Source organism: Spartinivicinus poritis (assembly GCF_028858535.1).
Lineage (GTDB): Bacteria > Pseudomonadota > Gammaproteobacteria > Pseudomonadales > Zooshikellaceae > Spartinivicinus > Spartinivicinus poritis.
The window spans coordinates 1-17,971 of record NZ_JAPMOU010000007.1; the positions used below are offsets into that span (position 1 = coordinate 1).

Genomic DNA, 17,971 nt, shown 5'->3' on the forward strand with positions numbered 1-17,971 from the left:
TCTCGTTACAATATTCATGGTGCGATGAATGCAGAAACATTGGAAACAGTAGCTCTATTTAGCGAAGACAATGTTAATGCAGATTCAACCATTGATCTTTTTAACTATTTGGAAAGCGTGTATCCACAAGCTAAAACGATTTATGTGATAGCTGATAATGCGAGGTATCATTACTCAGTCACTGTGCAAGACTGGCTAAAAACGTCTAGGATAAAACTAGTATTCCTACCCGCTTACTCACCGGAGTTAAATTTAATAGAGCGTTTATGGCGAGTGTTCAGAAAGAACGTTCTATATAATCGCTACTATGAGAAATATAATACATTTAAAAAAGCCTGTGAAAATTTCTTCCGAAATCAAGATAAATATTATGAAGAGATTTTTTCAATCATGGGTAATGGATTAGCTGAGTTTGCAGATTAGGTACTCAGTTACACCTAAAAATGATTCGTTATGGGTATAGATAAAGGCTAAAGCTTGACTGCTTATATCCGGGCAAAGCAGACGAAGGCTTAAAAGCAACACCCACTGGTTTGTTTGCACAAGCTACCAGTAGTATGGTTCCACTAATAATGAAGAGAATAAGATAAGTAAGCTTTTTCATTATATATCTTTAGTTGTGCTGTTGTATTACCAATAGATCATTCAAGTTTAATACATCTAGTCACTCACTTTATTAGCTTAGGGGCTGTTAACACTCTACCCTAATACATAAAGCTCTAACCTCAATTAGCCCGACTACCTGAGCGAATAGTATTAACCTAAGCCCGCTACTGAAATCAACTCCTTAAGGTATAAGAGACCACAAAATTAAACAGTTGTTCCATTCTTGCTGATATGGTCATAAACGTGTTACAGATTGGTAAAAAACGGAGGGGAAAGCAGGTTTGCAAACTATTAATCATCAAAACTAGGCAACAGCAGAGTAAAACTCAACCAAATAATAAAAATTCAGCTATTAGCTCGTTTTTTAGGTTTTTTTTCATCTGGTTCTATATGGACGTATCCACCGCTCTGATCCATCCAGATTTCAAACTCTTCAACACTCATCGGTTTGGCAATAAAATAGCCTTGTGCAATATCACAGCCTTCTGCTTTGAGAAATTCATACTGTTCTTGGGTTTCAACCCCTTCGGCAATCACTTCAAAGCCTAAGCTGTGAGCCAGCTGAATAATTGAAGAAGACAAGGCAGCGCTTTTCTTATTATGAGGGACCAACCTTAAAAAGGATCGGTCTAACTTTAACGTACTGAATGGGTATTTCTGTAAATAACTTAATGAAGAATACCCCGTACCAAAATCATCCAGTGACAGTCGAATACCAAGTGAAGATAATTTTAATAAATTATCAACTGACTGGGATCTATTATCAAGCAGCAATCTCTCCGTCACTTCAATTTCTATTGCCGATTTTTTAACACTATATTTTTTTATTTGCTGCGTAAGGCGATCAACAAAATCGGCTTCTTGCAACTCTCTAGCTGAAATATTAAGTGCAATTCTAAACCCTTCCTCCCAGTACAAACTCCACCTAACAACCGTTGCAAATACCATTTCCGTCACCTGATCACCTATACGTACAATCAAGCCATTTTCTTCAGATAAAGGGATAAACCTATCAGGTGGCGTTATTCCCTCCTCTTTATTAAACCATCTAATTAATGCTTCTCCACCTACCACTTTATTCGTTTTCATACATAACAATGGCTGATAATGAATAGTAAACTCATTATCAGATATTGCTTTACGCAATCTTGAACTAATTTCTAAACGCTGCTTAGCCCAAGAGTTCATTTTTGGCTCAAAATATTTATGGCAGTTTCTACCTGCTGCTTTAGCAGTATATAATGCCGCATCGGCATTTTTAATTAATTCTTGCACCGTATTACCGTCTGTAGGGTATATTGAAATACCAATACTCAAAGTAACATAAATTGGGTTTCCGGAAATATCGATAGACTTTACAAAACTCATCTTCAGCTTTTCAATCACCACTTCAATCGCATTAGGTGTTTTTAAGCTGGTTAATACCAGCAAGAACTCATCATCTCCCAATCGACAGGCTATATCTTCTTGCCGGATAGTATTTCTAATGCGATCTGCCGCTTCAATTAGTAAACTATCGCCTGCATCATGTCCTAATGAGTCGTTAATATCCTTAAAGTGGTCGATATCTAAATAGATAACACCTAATGAATTACTATACCGCTTTGACTGTGCTAACAGTAACTCAAGCCGATCAAGCGCACACTTTCTATTAACCAGCTTGGTTAATGAGTCAAAGTTTGCTTGTTGAAATAATTTTTGCTGATTTTCTTCTTTTTGTTTTACTTCTTCCTCCAACTGCTTTTTCATTTTGGCAATCGTTCTAAATAACTCAGATAATTCATCATCACCTTTAATATTCTCAGCATGAAAGTCTTTCATATCAATATCATTCATATCATTCAACGAGAATGAGGATGCAAAATGAATAACCTTATTGATCCTTAGCACAATTAAGTAATAAATAATAATAAGAATAAAAGTTGACACTAAAAATGTCTTAAAAAACTGCGAAACCAAAATAAATACTGATCGATCAATTAGCCGCTGATAAACTCTCTGTAAATCGACAACAACGGTAAGCTCACCTAAGGAGTTTATTTTTCCTTCCACCTCATAATTAATTTTAAATGTTTTTGCTTTAGGGTATCTAACCCCACCAGTATTTTGCTTCGAATACTCTGCTCCATCTTCAGCAACAAACTTAACCGATGAAATATCAGGTAGTTGTGCAATCCCCTCAAGCAAACCGTTCAGCGTATCGATGTCATAATTCCAAACTTGCTCACCAATTGCTGTTAAATAGCTTCGCTCAATATTTCTCAATCGTTCGTCTATAGCACTTATATCTGCATTATAATCAGAGTAAACTTGCGCACAAATAACAAATAGAGTAACGATGGAGCTAATTAATAGAATACGTGCCAAAGATTTTGCGGCTAAAGAATTTCGTCTAGTTAGTTTTTTCCATATTAACATGACTATCTGACACCGCTAACTAACTCTCATTAGCATTTTACCTATTGCATCAAGTTTATAACCTGATCACTGCTGCTTTGTATGCCAGTATTCACCGGGTATCGACATGGTTTCCTGGCTCATTAAAGGATTATTAATCACAAGTTTCAACCGTCCCTCAATATTGGCCTTCTCAAACAAAGCAACAATACTCGGGTGACCACTGAAAAATCCCATAAAGCTACCGTCTTTATAAGCTTTTTTTAACCCTTTCGTTAGTGCCTGAGCAATTTCAGGATGATTAGGACTGACAAAGAAAAATATTGCAAAAGGATAAACAAGTAAAATTTTAGACTCAACTGTTATATTAGGGCTAGTTGTTTTAAACTGCTCTACTTCATCCCAAGCTTCATTCACACCTCTTGGAAAGTAATCAACCCTGTCCCCAGCATTAATAATATCAAAAATGGTTTTATATTTTCTAGCTATTGTTTTAAGGCTGGCATTTTTAAGAATTTTGATATCTGACCAGCCAATTCCCTGCACTGCAACCATTTTTTTTAGATCATCTATTGTTTTAATCTGATTAAATCGTTCCTGATCTTTTTTATGGATAATAAATACTCTATGCCCAAGCAAGCCTCGAAGTATCGGTATACGTACTGGAATCAACTGTTTTTCTTTTTCTATAGAAGTCCCCATCCAATATACATTGACCTGATCACCTTTATTTAACATTGTTTCTAGGCGAGCCTGAGATGTATCAAGTGTTACTTTTTTTAATTGATATTGATAACCAGACTTCTCCAAAGCAAACTCAAGTAATCGATACTGGTAATCAAATGCAGCTGCTCGATAAGACAGTACAGGCACTGTGACATTTAATGAAGATGCGTACACCACACTACACTTTATAAAGAAACTGATTAGTACTGCACCTAACTGAATACTCATCAAAGCAGTCTCTGTAATACAAACCTATGCTTTACTATAGTAGCTGTGACTTTAATGTGTCAGTTTACTTCAGATCAGCCTTATCCAAATATAATCAATAAAAACTATAAATATAAAATTTTCTATAAGTTTTAATAATAAAAAACGTTCGAACCATCAAGCCCATACTTACTTGCTATTCGAGCTTGTATCGATCGATTAAATCAACTACTCTAATTGAACATCGTTCAATTAGAGTAGTTGATTGGAGTAACCACTCCAACCCAAAGCAGAGTTATGGCAAGAAGACACGAACATACCCAGGAACAAATCAAGGAAATGGTTTTAAGTGCAATTGAGCAGTTACTTGATGAACTGCCTGCAGACAAGCTTTCTGTACGAAAGATCGCCACTATTATCAACTACACACCTGGCACTCTATACACCTTGTTTCAGCATCAAAACGATATGCTGCTACAGGTCAATGGTCGAACGCTAGACCGACTATATAAGCAATTGACCAATAGTTGTTCTCAAAATGATCAGTCACCTGAAAAAGCTATCGGTACGCTCGCTAAATGTTACTTACAATTTGCAGTGACCGAACCCAACCACTGGACTTTAGTCTTTACCCACAAAATGTCTAACGATGAGCTTGTACCAGAGTGGCATCAACAAAAGATAAACCGACTCTTTCAACTAGTTGAAGATCAACTAGCTCAACTCTGTCCTAATAAGTCAACAGAAGAGATTCAGCTTACCGCACGCACACTTTGGGGCAGTGTTCACGGCATCACCAGCTTGGCATTAGGTGATAAGTTGTTTATTAGCAATACAACAAGCGCCGAATACATGCTAGAACAATTAATACATCATTTTTTAGCAGGGCTCACCAGCTAAGGCACCCCTGATAAGCATAAAGGAGTAGTAACCATGCACCCTAATGAGGAAAAAAGTCAGTTTGGCTTATTGAAGCGGCGGCGCTTTTTGCCCTTCTTTCTTACCCAGTTTTTTGGTGCCTTTAATGACAATATCTTTAAAAACTCTTTGGTTTTTTTAGTCACTTTCAATATTTCTCAATTTGGTAATCAGACTGCATCAATTTCTGAAGACATTTTAATTAACACAGCTGTTGGCTTGTTTATTTTACCCTTCTTTTTGTTTTCAGCTTTGGCAGGACAAATAGCTGATAAATATGAAAAATCGCAAATTATCCGGCGAGTTAAAATCCTTGAAATATGCATTATGCTTACCGCTGCCGTTGCCTTTTATTTTAATAATCTTTGGTTACTGTTGTTTATCCTGTTCTTAATGGGTACCCAATCTGCTTTTTTTGGCCCGGTCAAATACGCCATTATTCCTCAACACCTATATGAAGATGAGTTAGTAGGTGGCAATGCCTTTGTTGAAATGGGTACTTTCCTCGCCATTTTGTTTGGCACTATTGCCGGTGGTTTATTGGCCAGTTTAGAAATGTCATCTACTTGGATCTCTATATCCGTCATTGTATTTGCCATTATTGGTTATATTTGCAGTCGTGAAATCCCTGAAGCACCTGCCAGCGCCCCTTCTCTAAAAATCAGCTGGAACCCAGTTACCGAAGCCTGGCGCATCATCAAACAAGCTAAGCAGTCTCATTCAGTATTTCTGTCAATTATGGCTATTAGCTGGTTTTGGTTTTTAGGCGCGGCTTATTTAACTCAACTACCTAATTTCACTGAAGAAATATTGCGTGGTGCTGAAGGGGTAGTCACCTGTTTGCTGGCTGCCTTCTCTATTGGCATTGGCTTAGGCTCAATGTCTTGCGAGCGCTTGTCTGGTCACAAGATTGAAATTGGCATTGTACCTATTGGTAGTATTGGCTTAACTATTTTTGGGGTTGATTTATTTTTTGCCACACAACCAAGCAATTCAGCAGTACTGTTAAGCTTTACAGAGTTCTTCCAAACCGGCAGCAACTATCGTGTGCTGATTGACATGACCTTAATAGGCTTTTTTGGCGGTCTGTTTATCGTACCTTTGTATGCCTTGATACAACACCGCACCCCAGAGGAATACCGAGCCCAGGTAATTGCTGCTAACAATATTATCAACTCGATGTTTATGGTGGTGAGCGCATTATCCGGCATTTTATTTATTGGCGTTGCAGGACTTACAATCACTCAGTTTTTTCTGGTATTGGCTTTACTGAATGCAGTCGTAGCAGTGTATGTATACTCAACCGTACCTGAATTCGCCATGCGTTTTTTAATCTACATACTCACTCACACCATGTACCGCGTTCGCAGTGAGAACATCAGTAAAATACCTGATGAAGGCCCTGGTGTGATTGTCTGCAACCATGTCAGTTATGTAGATGCACTCTTACTAGCAGGCACCTGTCACCGGCCCGTCCGCTTTGTGATGTATAAGCCTATTTATGATCTACCAGTACTGAATTTTATTTTTCGAGTTGCTAAAGCAATTCCGATTACTTCGCGCCACCAAAATCCTGATGCCTTTAATACTGCGTTTGATCATATTTCTGAAGCCCTCAAAAAAGGGGAGCTAGTATGTATTTTCCCTGAAGGTAAACTCACCAAAGACGGTGAAATTAATGAGTTTAAAAAGGGCATCGAAAAAATTATCGAACGCGATCCAGTCCCCGTCATCCCAATGGCATTACGCGGTTTATGGGGTAGCTTTTTCAGCCATAAAGGAGGCCATGCCCTGACGAAGCGCCCAAAACGCTTTTGGTCCAAAGTGTCAGTAATAACTGGAGACTTAATTCAACCAGAGGCCGTCTCCGCAGATAAGTTACAGGAGGTTGTGCTCAATCTCAGAGGAGAATCACTATAATATAGCTGATGTATAACTTAGGATTTCATGGTTTCCACCACTGACAAATCCTGCAGTGCCTTGCGACCAATTGGAGTCAGCTGCCAAACAGAGCGAGTCCGACTTGAGCGCAAGGTATCCTTCCGAATCAACCCCATTCGCCGTAGATGCAAGCGAATCATTCGCAGAGAAGTGTCAGTAAACTGGAAGTCATTAATTGCATGAACTTCCTGATTTTGTTCATAAATTGTGTTAGCGAAACGCTCTTCCAAAAAGTGCGCTAATGATTGCTTGATCCTATCTTCAGAGGCGCTTTGCTGCATATGATTAACAAACGCTGTAAAAATATCCTGCCAAAGTAACGAAGCCTTTTCAGTAATCAACTTGCAGTTACCCTGAATATAAATATTACAAATATAAGTTAGCTCAACAGACTGCTTAAGTAAGGCAACAGAGCGGTTTTGCTGTAGCATGTCAGGATAGTTCAATGCATTTTTTACTTCCTGTAACTCAGTCAGTTGCTCAGAAAAGCTCATCTTTGCTGTTTGCTGACCTTGTTGCTCTGGTAGCGCATTAGCTCTTACCCAGCCAACAGCCTCGTGCTTATCCATAAACTGTGGCAAATATTGACGCAGTGACATGATTAAGCTGTCAGTGGTATCCCAAGATAAGTGCTCATGCTTCTGCAAAGACTCACGAAACACCCTAAAACGGGCGACACCATCAGCCGTTCTTTCTTTTTTATTAGGCGCGAGCGGATAGCGTGGATCCCGGATAAAGCACAAAATCGGCTTCTTTAACGTATTTGCATAGGTATACTCACGATGCAAAAAGCTAATCCCACTTTGAGTTAAAGTGCCATAGCGCCCAGAGAGCAACAAAACAACATAGTCGCTTTCATCAATTTGCTGACGCACCTTTGGCCAGCAATCGTCGCTATCATTATCAAACCCTGGGATAAATTCAGGCCCGACAGGAATACAACCCAACCCAAGTAGGGCGAGAAACACCTGCTGGCGCTCATCTACCAAATCACGATAGGTAGAACTAACAAATACTTGAAACCGTTTAGACGTTGACATCCTCTATATCGACCTGACTGTGTGAGAGGTAGAGCTTTAGCATTGCAGTCTATTCAACAATTATAGCGATAAAGATCATACTTCTAGTAGCGTTCTTTGCTATTTTACCCATTCAGGCATTTCCTTAAGCCCATAGCGCCAGTAAGACGCTCACTAAAAACTCATCAATAACCGCTATCTAATGACACCAGCATGCCAATATTTGTTCTGTACTATAATTATTCAAGCTTGGTAATGATTACCTTATCTGAATAAGTCTCTTCTTACTCAAGTTTCAGACATTCTGACTAAATAGCCAGGCCTGACTAAGCATCTAAGTTCACATACAGATAGGTAGTTATACTGAGTTTGTTGAACTTATTTATCTACAAAACAAACTGAAGGCCTTAAGAAGCGTATTCCGCCCCTCATATAGATCACATTTCAAACATTTTCAAAAAAAATGTTTCTATATTAAAACACTTGTTAGATACAAAGCATATGTAGTCTGACAGTATAAATTTCAGCATCAAAATTAAACAATAAGTTATTATATTTCAATAAGTTAACTTTTTTCTGTCTTAATGTCTGGCACTATCAAATTATACCTCACAAGCCTCATCCGCCATATTTTTAATTTCATGTCACTACGTATAAGTACTATTTAAAAAGCGATTTACCACCATTATGCTTCGCCTCCTTATGTATGTCTTATCGGCAATGTCACTATGCATCGCCAACTTAAGTAGTAAAACAAAGGTATGCAGTATGAGTACAACAGAAACAGTGACCAGCCTTGAAGCTTTGGAACAAGCGCTTAGCAGCTTTGTTGACGCCGGTAACGGCCTTATCTGGGGTAACCTTCTGATTTGGTTGCTATTAGCTGCAGGGATTTATTTCACAGTTTTTTCAGGCTTTATTCAAATCAGACGGTTTGGTTATTCAGCTAAAGCCTTGTTTAGCAGCCGCCAAAGTAGTGATGGCAACATTTCCTCCTTCCAAGCATTTTGTACCAGCTTAGCAGCACGAGTAGGCACAGGAAACCTAGCTGGGGTAGCAACAGCTATCTATGCAGGTGGTCCAGGCGCTATTTTTTGGATGTGGGTAATCGCCCTGCTTGGTATGGCTACCAGTTTTATTGAATGTACCCTGGCCCAAGTCTACAAAACTGACAGTGGCGATGGCACTTTCCGTGGAGGCCCTGCCTACTACATCCAAAAAGGTCTTGGCCAGCGCTGGCTAGGCATTGCATTTGCGATCAGTTTGATTATTGCATTTGGCCTGGTGTTCAACGCAGTTCAGTCAAACACTATCTCAGCAGCGATGCAAACAGCATTCAATGCAGGCGACATCAAGTTTGTTGACTACTACATTGGCTTCGCCATTATCATTGTTGCGGCTATCGTGATTTTTGGCGGCATCCGCTCTATTGCCCGTTTTGCAGAATATTGTGTGCCTTTTATGGCTCTGCTTTACCTGCTAATAGCGCTAGTCGTTATCTTCATGAATATCGATAAACTACCTGGCGTGTTTTCTACTATCTTCGACCATGCTTTCAAATTGGAAAGTGCTGCAGGTGGTGCTGCCGGGTGGATGATTAAAGAAGCCTTTATGAACGGTCTGAAGCGCGGTTTGTTCTCTAACGAAGCAGGTATGGGTAGTGCACCAAACGCTGCTGCTGTTGCTAGCCCAAATCCACCTCACCCAGCGACTCAAGGGATTGTGTCAATGATGGGTGTATTCATTGATACTATTGTTATCTGTACAGCGACTGCCGCTATCGTGCTGCTGTCTAATCAACTGGTACCCGGTAGTGAGCTAAGTGGCTCTAACCTAACTCAACAGGCCCTTACTGAGCATGTTGGCACCTGGGGTAGCTACTTTATCGCCTTCGCTATTTTATTGTTTGCTTTCACATCTATCGTTGCAAACTATTACTATGGTGAAACTAACTTGATGTTTATCAAGGAAAGCAAAGCTTTACTGTTTGCTTACCGCATAGTTGTACTTGGTATGATCCTATTTGGTGCTGTAGCAAAAGTAAGCCTGGTTTGGAATATGGCGGACTTGTCCATGGGTGTAATGGCTATCATTAACATTGTTGCCATCTTACTGCTGTCGAAGATTGCGTTTACAGTATTGAAAGATTTTGACGAGCAATTGAGGGCTAACAAGAAGCCTGTATTCGATCGTAAGAAATTCCCATTCTTGGATCGCACTATGGATCCAAATGTGTGGAACAAAAAAGACTAGTTAAGTAGAAAAGCTGTCTTATTTACAAGACCCAATAGCAGATGTTATTGGGTCTTTTTTTATGGTCTTCATTTACGCTGTTTTTTTTGTTTTAACAGCTGCCCTTGTTGTTTGACTACGTATTGAATCAATAACTCCTGAGCATCTGGCTCAATATCGCAAAAGTCCACTCTCACCAAAAACTGCTCAAGACTCTCTGTCTCTTCAAGGTCACTACAGCTCACTACCTTTGCCAGTGCGATTAAAGGTTGTTCTTGTTGTTTTAAAGTAACTTCTAAATACAACAGTTGATCTTGCTGCAAAGATTTCATTGTTCGAAATGCCATACCACAAGCACTGATATTCACATCCATTGACTTAATCAAATCAGGCAGCGTGGTATCTGTAGCAATTAGCTCAACCAAACCGTTTATTTTGGCATTTAGTAACCAGGCTACATCAGCAGCTTCTACTGAAACCTGTCTTAAACTATCAATAGCCTCAGTCAGTTGCTGCTCGAGACCAGGGCAAGGTACCGCTTGCGAGTCAACAATAGGTGCACCACCTGTTTCTTTAAACTGTTCCCATTCTTGCTCAGTAACCACCTTAAAACGAAGGCCCACTTTATCATCTATGCGAAAAAAACGGCGGCGCTCTTCCATCGTCCTAAATCTCAGTTAAAAAATCTCATCTGGCGTTAAGAAAAAGTCAGGCTCTTTTTCCTGTAGTTTTTCAAATAGATCCTTATCTTCTGCTTTTAACTCATTCAAGCCATCTTTTAGCTCTTTATCCTCTCCCTGTTTTATAACAATTTCTACTCGACGATTTTTTGCCCGATTGCTTGGTGTTTCGTTATCCACCAGAGGCCGAGTATCAGCCAGGCCTTTAATTTGAAACCGGCTTTGATCCATTCGAGAGTCTGCCATCAACTCATGCGCCACAGAAACCGCTCTAGCTGATGCAAGCGCCCAGTTCGATGGGAATTCTTCTGTATCGATTGGAATTGAGTCAGTATGCCCTTCGACAGAAATACTGCCGGTATGCTGAGAAAGCACATTGGCTATTTTGGCCATCACAGGAATAAAGTCTAACTGCAACTCTGCAGAGCCTGAAGGAAAAGAGCCTTTCTCTTGAACCCGAATCACTATTTTTCGTCCTTTGGTTTCTACCTCAATATTCCCTTTATCAATTTCTTCCTGAAGTGAGTTGGCCAGTTTCATAGCCTCCTGATCCAACTCATCTTGCAACTCCTGCATAATTTCAATCAACTCTTGAAATTTTTCATTCTGAACACCATCAGCAGCCTCAAATTGTTCAGCACTAGCCTCCAACTCTTGCTTGGTTATATCTGTCGTATGTTGTTGAACGATATTGAGTGGGGTAGGCTCAGGACGCCCAGGGCTGAACTCTTGCTGAATAACACTGGTACCCTTGGGAATATCTTTTTGCTTAATAATATTCTGCACACCGAATGCACTGGCCATGGAACCCGCAATTTGCTTGTATTTTTTAATATCCATTTCAGAGAATGAGAGTAATAAGACAAAAAAGCACATCAGCAATGACATCAGGTCAGCAAATGTCATTACCCAAGCAGGTATCCCGGCCGGGCACGGCGGGCATTCGCACTCTTCATTATCATCAGCCATAGCTTAACCTTTCAGCCTTCCTCAGAGCCACGCACTCCTTCAGGCAGATAAGTTTTCAGCATGGTTTGAATCACTCGGGGGTTTTGTCCTTCTTGTATAGCTAGCAGCGCATCAATAATGAGTGACTTACTTAAGGCTTCTTCATCTCGACGAATAGACAGCTTGTCAGCTATAGGCAGAGCAAACATGGTAGCCAGCATTGCGCCATATAAAGTAGTTAACAGTGCAACAGCCATAGCAGGCCCAATTGACTTAGGATCAGACATATTGGATAACATCTGCACCAAACCGACTAAGGTACCAATCATTCCCATAGCTGGGCCTACATCGCCCAAAGCAGTAAATATTTTTGAGCCTAGTTCATGGCGAGCAATCGCTAGTCGCATATCCTTGGAAAGCACAGCCTTAACCACTTCAGGGTCATGGCCATCCACCAGCATTTGAATACCCTTTTGCAAAAACTCATGTTCAACTTGCTTATCTTCAAGTGCCAGTAAGCCACCTTTCCGTGCCGTTTCAGCCAGATCGATAATCTGTTCCATCAACACATTTAAGTCGACAGAATTAAATTTAAACGACTTACCCAGCACACCAAAAGCACTTAAAAATTGCTTTAAAGTAAACTTCATTAAAACGGCAAAAATACTGCCTACGATAACTATTAGCAGTGAGGGTACGTTAACAAATACCAGCACCGAACCGCCTAGCACCATCGCCGCCAACACGATACCAAATGCGCCAAGTAGCCCTACCAGTGTCGCAAGATCCACCGGTACACTCCTTAATTTATAAGGTTGAAAGTTTGTAGAGATGCCCCAGTTTCAAAGTCTAGTCAGTTTCTTAAAAAACGCACCCCATTGACCGGCAAAGCAGGGTTCGGTACTGTTGCCAACCATCAACAGGGGGAGCATATCTATGGCTAGAAAAAAAGCCTCAATCTCATTTGAGAAATCGCTGACCGAGCTGGAAACACTAGTCGAACAACTTGAATCAGGTGAACTTTCCTTAGAAGATTCATTACAAGCTTTTGAACAAGGTATTAAGCTCACTCGTGAATGCCAGCAGGCTCTAACCAAAGCAGAACAAAAAGTGAATGTATTGCTTGAAAAAAATGGCCTACAAACCATTGAGCCATTTGATACAGAAGAGTAGTTAGCTATTATGATGTCGCAGCAAAAGCAACTTGTTGAACTACAACAGCGAACCAACCAGTTGCTTGATAACCTTATCAGTAGCCACCCCAATACAGCGCCCTACTTAAAAAAAGCGATTAACTATAGCTTAACCCAAGGTGGGAAGCGCCTTCGTCCATTACTCACTTATGCAACATGTCTTGGGTTAGGTGGCAACCTGGAGAGCGCTGACCCAGCTGCGATAGCCATTGAGTGCATCCATACCTACTCACTCATTCATGATGACCTGCCCGCAATGGATGATGACTCGCTACGTCGAGGCCAACCCACTTGCCATATTGCTTTTGATGAGGCCACCGCCATTCTTGCAGGTGATGCACTCCAGGCATTAGCCTTTGAAACATTGGCTACCCATGACTGGTTTCCAGGTTGCACCCTATCATCCTCTGCTAGACTCAAGCAGGTTCAGGTCTTAGCACAAGCAGCCGGCATGAATGGGATGGTTGCAGGCCAGTCAATTGACTTATGCTCTGTTGGTAAACAACTCTCGCTTGAGCAGCTTGAAAAAATGCATCACTGCAAAACTGGGGCGCTCATCAAAGCCAGTATCCATTTGGGCGCACTGGCTAGCAACCAAGTAGATGAAACTACCTGGCAGCAGCTAGGTCAGTTTGCAGATGCCGTAGGGCTTGCTTTTCAAATTCAGGATGACATTTTAGATATTGAGTCTGATACTGAAACCTTAGGTAAAACCCAGGGAGCAGATATTGCTAATGACAAGCCTACCTATCCAGCCATAATGGGCTTATCACAAGCTAAACAAAAGGCCCAACAACTAACAGATGAGGCACTGGCTATTTTAAAACCACTAGGCCAAGCAGCTGCTCCTCTTAGGCAACTGGCATTATTGATTATCCAAAGGAATCACTAACAAAGCACTATCTTGATTACATAGCCTGATATCAGAGATATTAGCTGTAGTGATTACCACCAATGGAGGCTGCAATCCCATTAGCACCTTCAACTTTTCTGCAAATTGGAGAAGTGTTCCAGCTAGAACAAACCCTGTTGAAATGGTCAAAAATTCATAGTTCAGGTAAAATACCCCGCTTTGGGTCACAGGGTGCTAGTGGTGCCCCTTACTTACATTATCGATGTACCACTAGTGCAGTATAAAGTACTTGTCAGCATTACCTGCTAAAAGCCTGAGCTCATCCCCATTTTAGAATGAGTTTGCATGTCAATGTTTAATGAGATTCCTCTAACAAAACCAGCTACACCACTTTTGAATCAGGTGGATTTGCCAGAACATTTACGCAAACTATCTGAAGAACAACTGCCGCAACTTGTAAAAGAACTTCGAGAATACTTACTTTTTTGTGTTGGCCAGACTGGCGGGCACTTTGGCGCTGGGTTGGGAGTCATTGAGCTCACCGTTGCCCTTCATTATGTGTTTAATACTCCATACGACCGGCTAGTATGGGATGTAGGTCACCAAGCCTACCCCCACAAGCTACTGACTGGTAGGCGTCAGTTGATGGATACCCTTCGCCAAAAGGATGGCCTGGCAGGTTTTCCCAAGCGCTCTGAAAGCCCATACGACACATTTGGGGTTGGACATTCCAGTACTTCTATCAGTGCTGCCTTAGGTATGGCTATTGCGTCCAAACTCCAAGGTGAAGACAGAAAATCCATTGCAGTCATTGGTGACGGAGCAATAACCGCAGGCATGGCCTTTGAGGCGCTCAACCATGCTTCTGATGTCAATGCCAATATGCTAGTCATTCTCAATGACAATGACATGTCTATTTCGAATAATGTAGGTGGGCTTTCTAACTACTTTGCTAAAATTCTGTCTAGCAAAATGTATCACTCCATGCGGGAAGGCAGTAAAAAAGTATTAAGCAACATCCCAAAAGCCTGGGAGTTAGCCCGCCGGACTGAAGAACATGTGAAAGGTATGGTAGTACCAGGTACTTTATTTGAGGAGCTGGGTTTTAACTATATTGGCCCTATTGATGGCCATGACCTGGAAACACTGACTCACACTTTAAGCAATATTAAAGACTTGAAAGGCCCTCAATTTCTCCATGTTGTTACCCGAAAAGGCAAAGGCTTTAACCCTGCTGAAGAAGATCCGATTGGTTACCATGCCATCACTAAGTTAGAGCCTGCACCACCGGTTAAATCTGTTCCACCACAAGCGAAAAAGCCCAAGTTTTCCAATATATTTGGCAGCTGGTTATGTGACATGGCTGCGGCTGATAATAAGTTGATAGGCATTACTCCAGCAATGAAAGAAGGCTCAGACCTGATTAAGTTTGCTGAGCAGTATCCTGACCGGTATTTTGATGTCGCCATTGCTGAACAGCATGCTGTTACTCTTGCCGCTGGCATTGCCTGTGAAGGACTTAAACCTGTCGTTGCTATTTACTCAACTTTTTTACAGCGAGCTTATGACCAACTGGTCCATGATGTTGCTGTGCAAAATCTTGATGTCCTGTTTGCCATCGATCGTGCAGGCCTGGTTGGCGAGGATGGTCCTACCCACGCAGGTTGCTATGATATTGCCTACCTTCGCTGCATCCCAGAAATGGTCATCATGACCCCTGCTGATGAAAACGAAACCCGACTGATGCTATCCACAGGCTACCAGCACCAAGGGCCAGCTGCAGTCCGTTATCCTCGCGGGACTGGGATAGGTACTGAAATTATCAAAGAACTTGAAACCCTTCCAATTGGTAAAGGTGAAATTGTCAAACAAGGCAGTGAAGTGGCTATTCTCGCTTTTGGCACTTTACTGGAAAACGCTCTTGAGGCTGCTGATGGGTTAGGTGCAACAGTTGCTAATATGCGCTTTGCCAAACCCTTGGATGAAGAACTCATCAAGCAGCTGGCTGAAAGCCATAAGCTATTGGTCACTATTGAAGAGGGAGCCGTATTGGGTGGTGCAGGCTCAGGTGTTAATGAGCTACTTCATCAGCTGAATAGTAGTGTACCCATGATCAACCTTGGAATTCCCGATCAATTTATAGAACAAGCCAAACGAAGCGAGCAGTTAGCAGCTTGCGGTTTAGATCCAGCAAGCATTATTGCTACAGTTAAAACACGCTTAGCTAATAACGAGCGGAGCCAAGCCCAACCTTCTCTCGCTTGACCAGCTTTGTAAACCCACTAAAAAAGCCAGCAAATTGCTGGCTTTTTTAGTTATATATAAATTGTCATTATTAGGTTTCTGGAGGAGTAATCCAGTGCCCCATTTTATCGGCTTTAGTTAACAAGTAGCGTTCGTTATGAGGGTTTCTGCCCGTTTCAATAGGCTTACGCTCAATAATATTCAAACCAGCTTTTTCCAGTGCGGCTACTTTCGCTGGATTATTAGTCATTAAACACAGGCTACCAATACCTAAATATTCCAACATTGGCTGACACATATCGTAGCGACGCAAGTCTGCTGCAAAGCCAAGTTGCTCATTAGCTTCAACGGTATCCGCCCCACCATCTTGTAAGTGATAGGCTTTGATCTTATTTAGCAGGCCAATTCCCCGACCTTCCTGTCTCAAATAAAGAATAACGCCTCGACTTGCCTCTGCGATTGCCTTTAATGCGGCTTGAAGCTGAGCTCCACAGTCACAGCGCAAACTAAATAATGCATCACCTGTCAAACACTCAGAATGAACACGCGCTAATACTGGCTCACCATCACTCACATTGCCCATTGTTAATGCAACATGCTCTTTACCGGTCAGCTCATCCATAAAGCCGTGCATATCGAACACACCAAAAGGGGTGGGAAGCTTTGATGAAGCAACAAATGATACCGACACAATCACTCCTAAATCGCTACTGCTATGAGATGGTTTAGCCAAAATGTTTTTATCAAGACCTAAAAAAAACAACCCAAACCCTTCGCAGATGACAATTACTAATACTTTTGCTCTAACGTTAATACATTACCTTCTTCAGTCATTTTGACATGACGAAGAAAACTCATACCTAACAGGGTAATATCTGGCATTCTGCCTTCATGAACGCCCGCCTCAACATTGTTGACCTTGATACCGCCAATACTGACTGACTGCAAATTAACTTTAAAGGTTTTGACTATATCACTGGCAGTTGCCGTATTAATTGGAGTACCGCTGGCAATATAATCAACCCCTGCAGCCTTGGCCACTATCGAGTTCATTGCAACAGAAGTAGCACCAGTATCAACTAGAAACTTTGTTGGCACCCCATTGATAGCACCATAAGCATAATAGTGACCATCTGAGGAGCGGTTAAGGGTAACTGTTACTTTTTTGGGTGCAGAATACTGACGGCTATAGTCACGGGACAAGCCAAAGGTGCGGGCTTTACCATTTATTTCCAGCACAGCTTCTGATGCATTGGCGCTGATCAGTTTAATGCCTTTCGGCCCGGTTTTACCCTGCTTTAATATATACCGTTTACCATCAATATTGACGACGGCTTTACCACTAAACAACCCCACCACACTAACTTGTGGTTCTGCAGAGCAGAGCAATGAGAAGCTTAAGCTAGCAAACAAGCTTAGGGTTAGAATACTTTTGCTCATTATCCTCTCCATGACCCACTGCACCAGTTTCAATGGCTGTACTTAATGACAATATTATGAACTAAGTGTAGCGCTATATTAGGCGACCCAATGATAAGCCAGCTGCATCACTCCCAGAGCAAAAAAACCAGCCAATAAATCATCCAGCATAATCCCAATACCACCTTTAAGCTTTTGATCAGCCACTGAAATTGGCCAGGGCTTCCAGATATCAAACAACCTAAACAAAGCAAAACCTAAAATTGGCCAGTACCACCCAGCAGGAGCAGCCCACATAGTAATCCAGTAGCCCACCATTTCATCCCAAACAATGCCTGGATGATCATGCACTTTAAGGTCTTCTGCTGCCTTACCACACAGCCATATACCCACGACGGCAGCAACCAGCACTATCAGGCTGTACCAAACCAGTGGCAACTGACACAGCAATAGCCAAATAGGAACTGCTGCCAAGGTACCGAATGTGCCTGGCGCTTTGGGTGCTGTTCCACTGCCAAAGCCAAAGGCCAAGCAATGAACAGGATTACGTAAGACACTCGCTAGAGTTACTTTAGGGATTTCAGACAT

The 17,971-nt window shown here is 41.5% G+C and carries 16 protein-coding genes; 7 read left to right on the forward strand and 9 right to left on the reverse strand.

The window, feature by feature from the left end:
* Positions 1-423 (forward strand): IS630 family transposase (locus ORQ98_RS07475; protein ID WP_274688167.1); only part of this gene is annotated, 423 nt, incomplete at its 5' end.
* 528 nt (positions 424-951) lie between these two features.
* On the opposite strand, the gene ORQ98_RS07480 is transcribed toward ORQ98_RS07475, so the two are convergent.
* Positions 952-3,024, reverse strand: a complete 2,073-nt coding sequence (locus tag ORQ98_RS07480; RefSeq protein ID WP_274688168.1) for a bifunctional diguanylate cyclase/phosphodiesterase — start codon at positions 3,022-3,024, stop codon at positions 952-954.
* A gap of 66 nt (positions 3,025-3,090) precedes the next feature.
* Positions 3,091-3,957, reverse strand: a complete 867-nt coding sequence (locus ORQ98_RS07485) for a type 2 periplasmic-binding domain-containing protein (protein WP_274688169.1) — start codon at positions 3,955-3,957, stop codon at positions 3,091-3,093.
* Positions 3,958-4,233: 276 nt separating this feature from the next.
* Here ORQ98_RS07485 and ORQ98_RS07490 point away from each other — a divergent pair, with 276 nt between their 5' ends.
* Together ORQ98_RS07490 and ORQ98_RS07495 are read left to right on the forward strand one after the other, a co-directional pair.
* Positions 4,234-4,836: a TetR/AcrR family transcriptional regulator gene (locus ORQ98_RS07490; RefSeq protein WP_274688170.1), complete on the forward strand. Its 603-nt coding sequence runs from the start codon at positions 4,234-4,236 to the stop codon at positions 4,834-4,836.
* A gap of 33 nt (positions 4,837-4,869) precedes the next feature.
* On the forward strand, positions 4,870-6,774 hold the full coding sequence (locus ORQ98_RS07495) for an MFS transporter (RefSeq protein WP_274688171.1): 1,905 nt from the start codon (positions 4,870-4,872) through the stop codon (positions 6,772-6,774).
* A gap of 17 nt (positions 6,775-6,791) precedes the next feature.
* Here the strand turns inward: ORQ98_RS07495 and ORQ98_RS07500 are convergent, their stop codons facing one another.
* Complete coding sequence (locus ORQ98_RS07500; RefSeq protein ID WP_274688172.1) at positions 6,792-7,835, reverse strand: DUF4062 domain-containing protein; 1,044 nt, start codon at positions 7,833-7,835, stop codon at positions 6,792-6,794.
* A 747-nt stretch (positions 7,836-8,582) separates the two neighbouring features.
* On the opposite strand from ORQ98_RS07500, the gene ORQ98_RS07505 reads away from it, so the two are divergent.
* On the forward strand, positions 8,583-10,067 hold the full coding sequence (locus ORQ98_RS07505; RefSeq protein WP_274688173.1) for an alanine/glycine:cation symporter family protein: 1,485 nt from the start codon (positions 8,583-8,585) through the stop codon (positions 10,065-10,067).
* A gap of 68 nt (positions 10,068-10,135) precedes the next feature.
* Here the strand turns inward: ORQ98_RS07505 and ORQ98_RS07510 are convergent, their stop codons facing one another.
* The 3 genes from ORQ98_RS07510 to pomA are packed head-to-tail and all read right to left on the reverse strand — an operon-like array spanning position 10,136 to position 12,465.
* A complete protein-coding gene (locus ORQ98_RS07510) occupies positions 10,136-10,708 on the reverse strand; it encodes a PilZ domain-containing protein (RefSeq protein WP_274688174.1) in 573 nt (190 codons plus the stop codon).
* Positions 10,709-10,723: 15 nt separating this feature from the next.
* Complete coding sequence (locus ORQ98_RS07515; RefSeq protein ID WP_274688175.1) at positions 10,724-11,695, reverse strand: flagellar motor protein MotB; 972 nt, start codon at positions 11,693-11,695, stop codon at positions 10,724-10,726.
* An 11-nt stretch (positions 11,696-11,706) separates the two neighbouring features.
* The gene (pomA, locus tag ORQ98_RS07520; protein WP_274688176.1) at positions 11,707-12,465 is read right to left on the reverse strand and encodes a flagellar motor protein PomA; all 759 of its coding nucleotides are present in this window, start codon (positions 12,463-12,465) and stop codon (positions 11,707-11,709) included.
* Positions 12,466-12,610: 145 nt separating this feature from the next.
* On the opposite strand from pomA, the gene ORQ98_RS07525 reads away from it, so the two are divergent.
* From ORQ98_RS07525 to dxs, 3 genes are all read left to right on the forward strand, one after another.
* A complete protein-coding gene (locus ORQ98_RS07525; RefSeq protein WP_274688177.1) occupies positions 12,611-12,847 on the forward strand; it encodes an exodeoxyribonuclease VII small subunit in 237 nt (78 codons plus the stop codon).
* Positions 12,848-12,856: 9 nt separating this feature from the next.
* Positions 12,857-13,759, forward strand: coding sequence for a (2E,6E)-farnesyl diphosphate synthase (ispA, locus tag ORQ98_RS07530; RefSeq protein ID WP_274688178.1), 903 nt, complete (start codon positions 12,857-12,859; stop codon positions 13,757-13,759).
* A 306-nt stretch (positions 13,760-14,065) separates the two neighbouring features.
* A complete protein-coding gene (gene dxs, locus ORQ98_RS07535; RefSeq protein WP_274688179.1) occupies positions 14,066-15,985 on the forward strand; it encodes a 1-deoxy-D-xylulose-5-phosphate synthase in 1,920 nt (639 codons plus the stop codon).
* A gap of 70 nt (positions 15,986-16,055) precedes the next feature.
* On the opposite strand, the gene ribA is transcribed toward dxs, so the two are convergent.
* The 3 genes from ribA to ORQ98_RS07550 form a co-directional block, all read right to left on the reverse strand.
* Positions 16,056-16,655: a GTP cyclohydrolase II gene (gene ribA, locus ORQ98_RS07540; RefSeq protein WP_274688180.1), complete on the reverse strand. Its 600-nt coding sequence runs from the start codon at positions 16,653-16,655 to the stop codon at positions 16,056-16,058.
* A gap of 98 nt (positions 16,656-16,753) precedes the next feature.
* Positions 16,754-17,404, reverse strand: a complete 651-nt coding sequence (locus ORQ98_RS07545; protein WP_274688181.1) for a retropepsin-like aspartic protease family protein — start codon at positions 17,402-17,404, stop codon at positions 16,754-16,756.
* A gap of 78 nt (positions 17,405-17,482) precedes the next feature.
* Positions 17,483-17,971, reverse strand: a complete 489-nt coding sequence (locus tag ORQ98_RS07550) for a phosphatidylglycerophosphatase A family protein (RefSeq protein WP_274688182.1) — start codon at positions 17,969-17,971, stop codon at positions 17,483-17,485.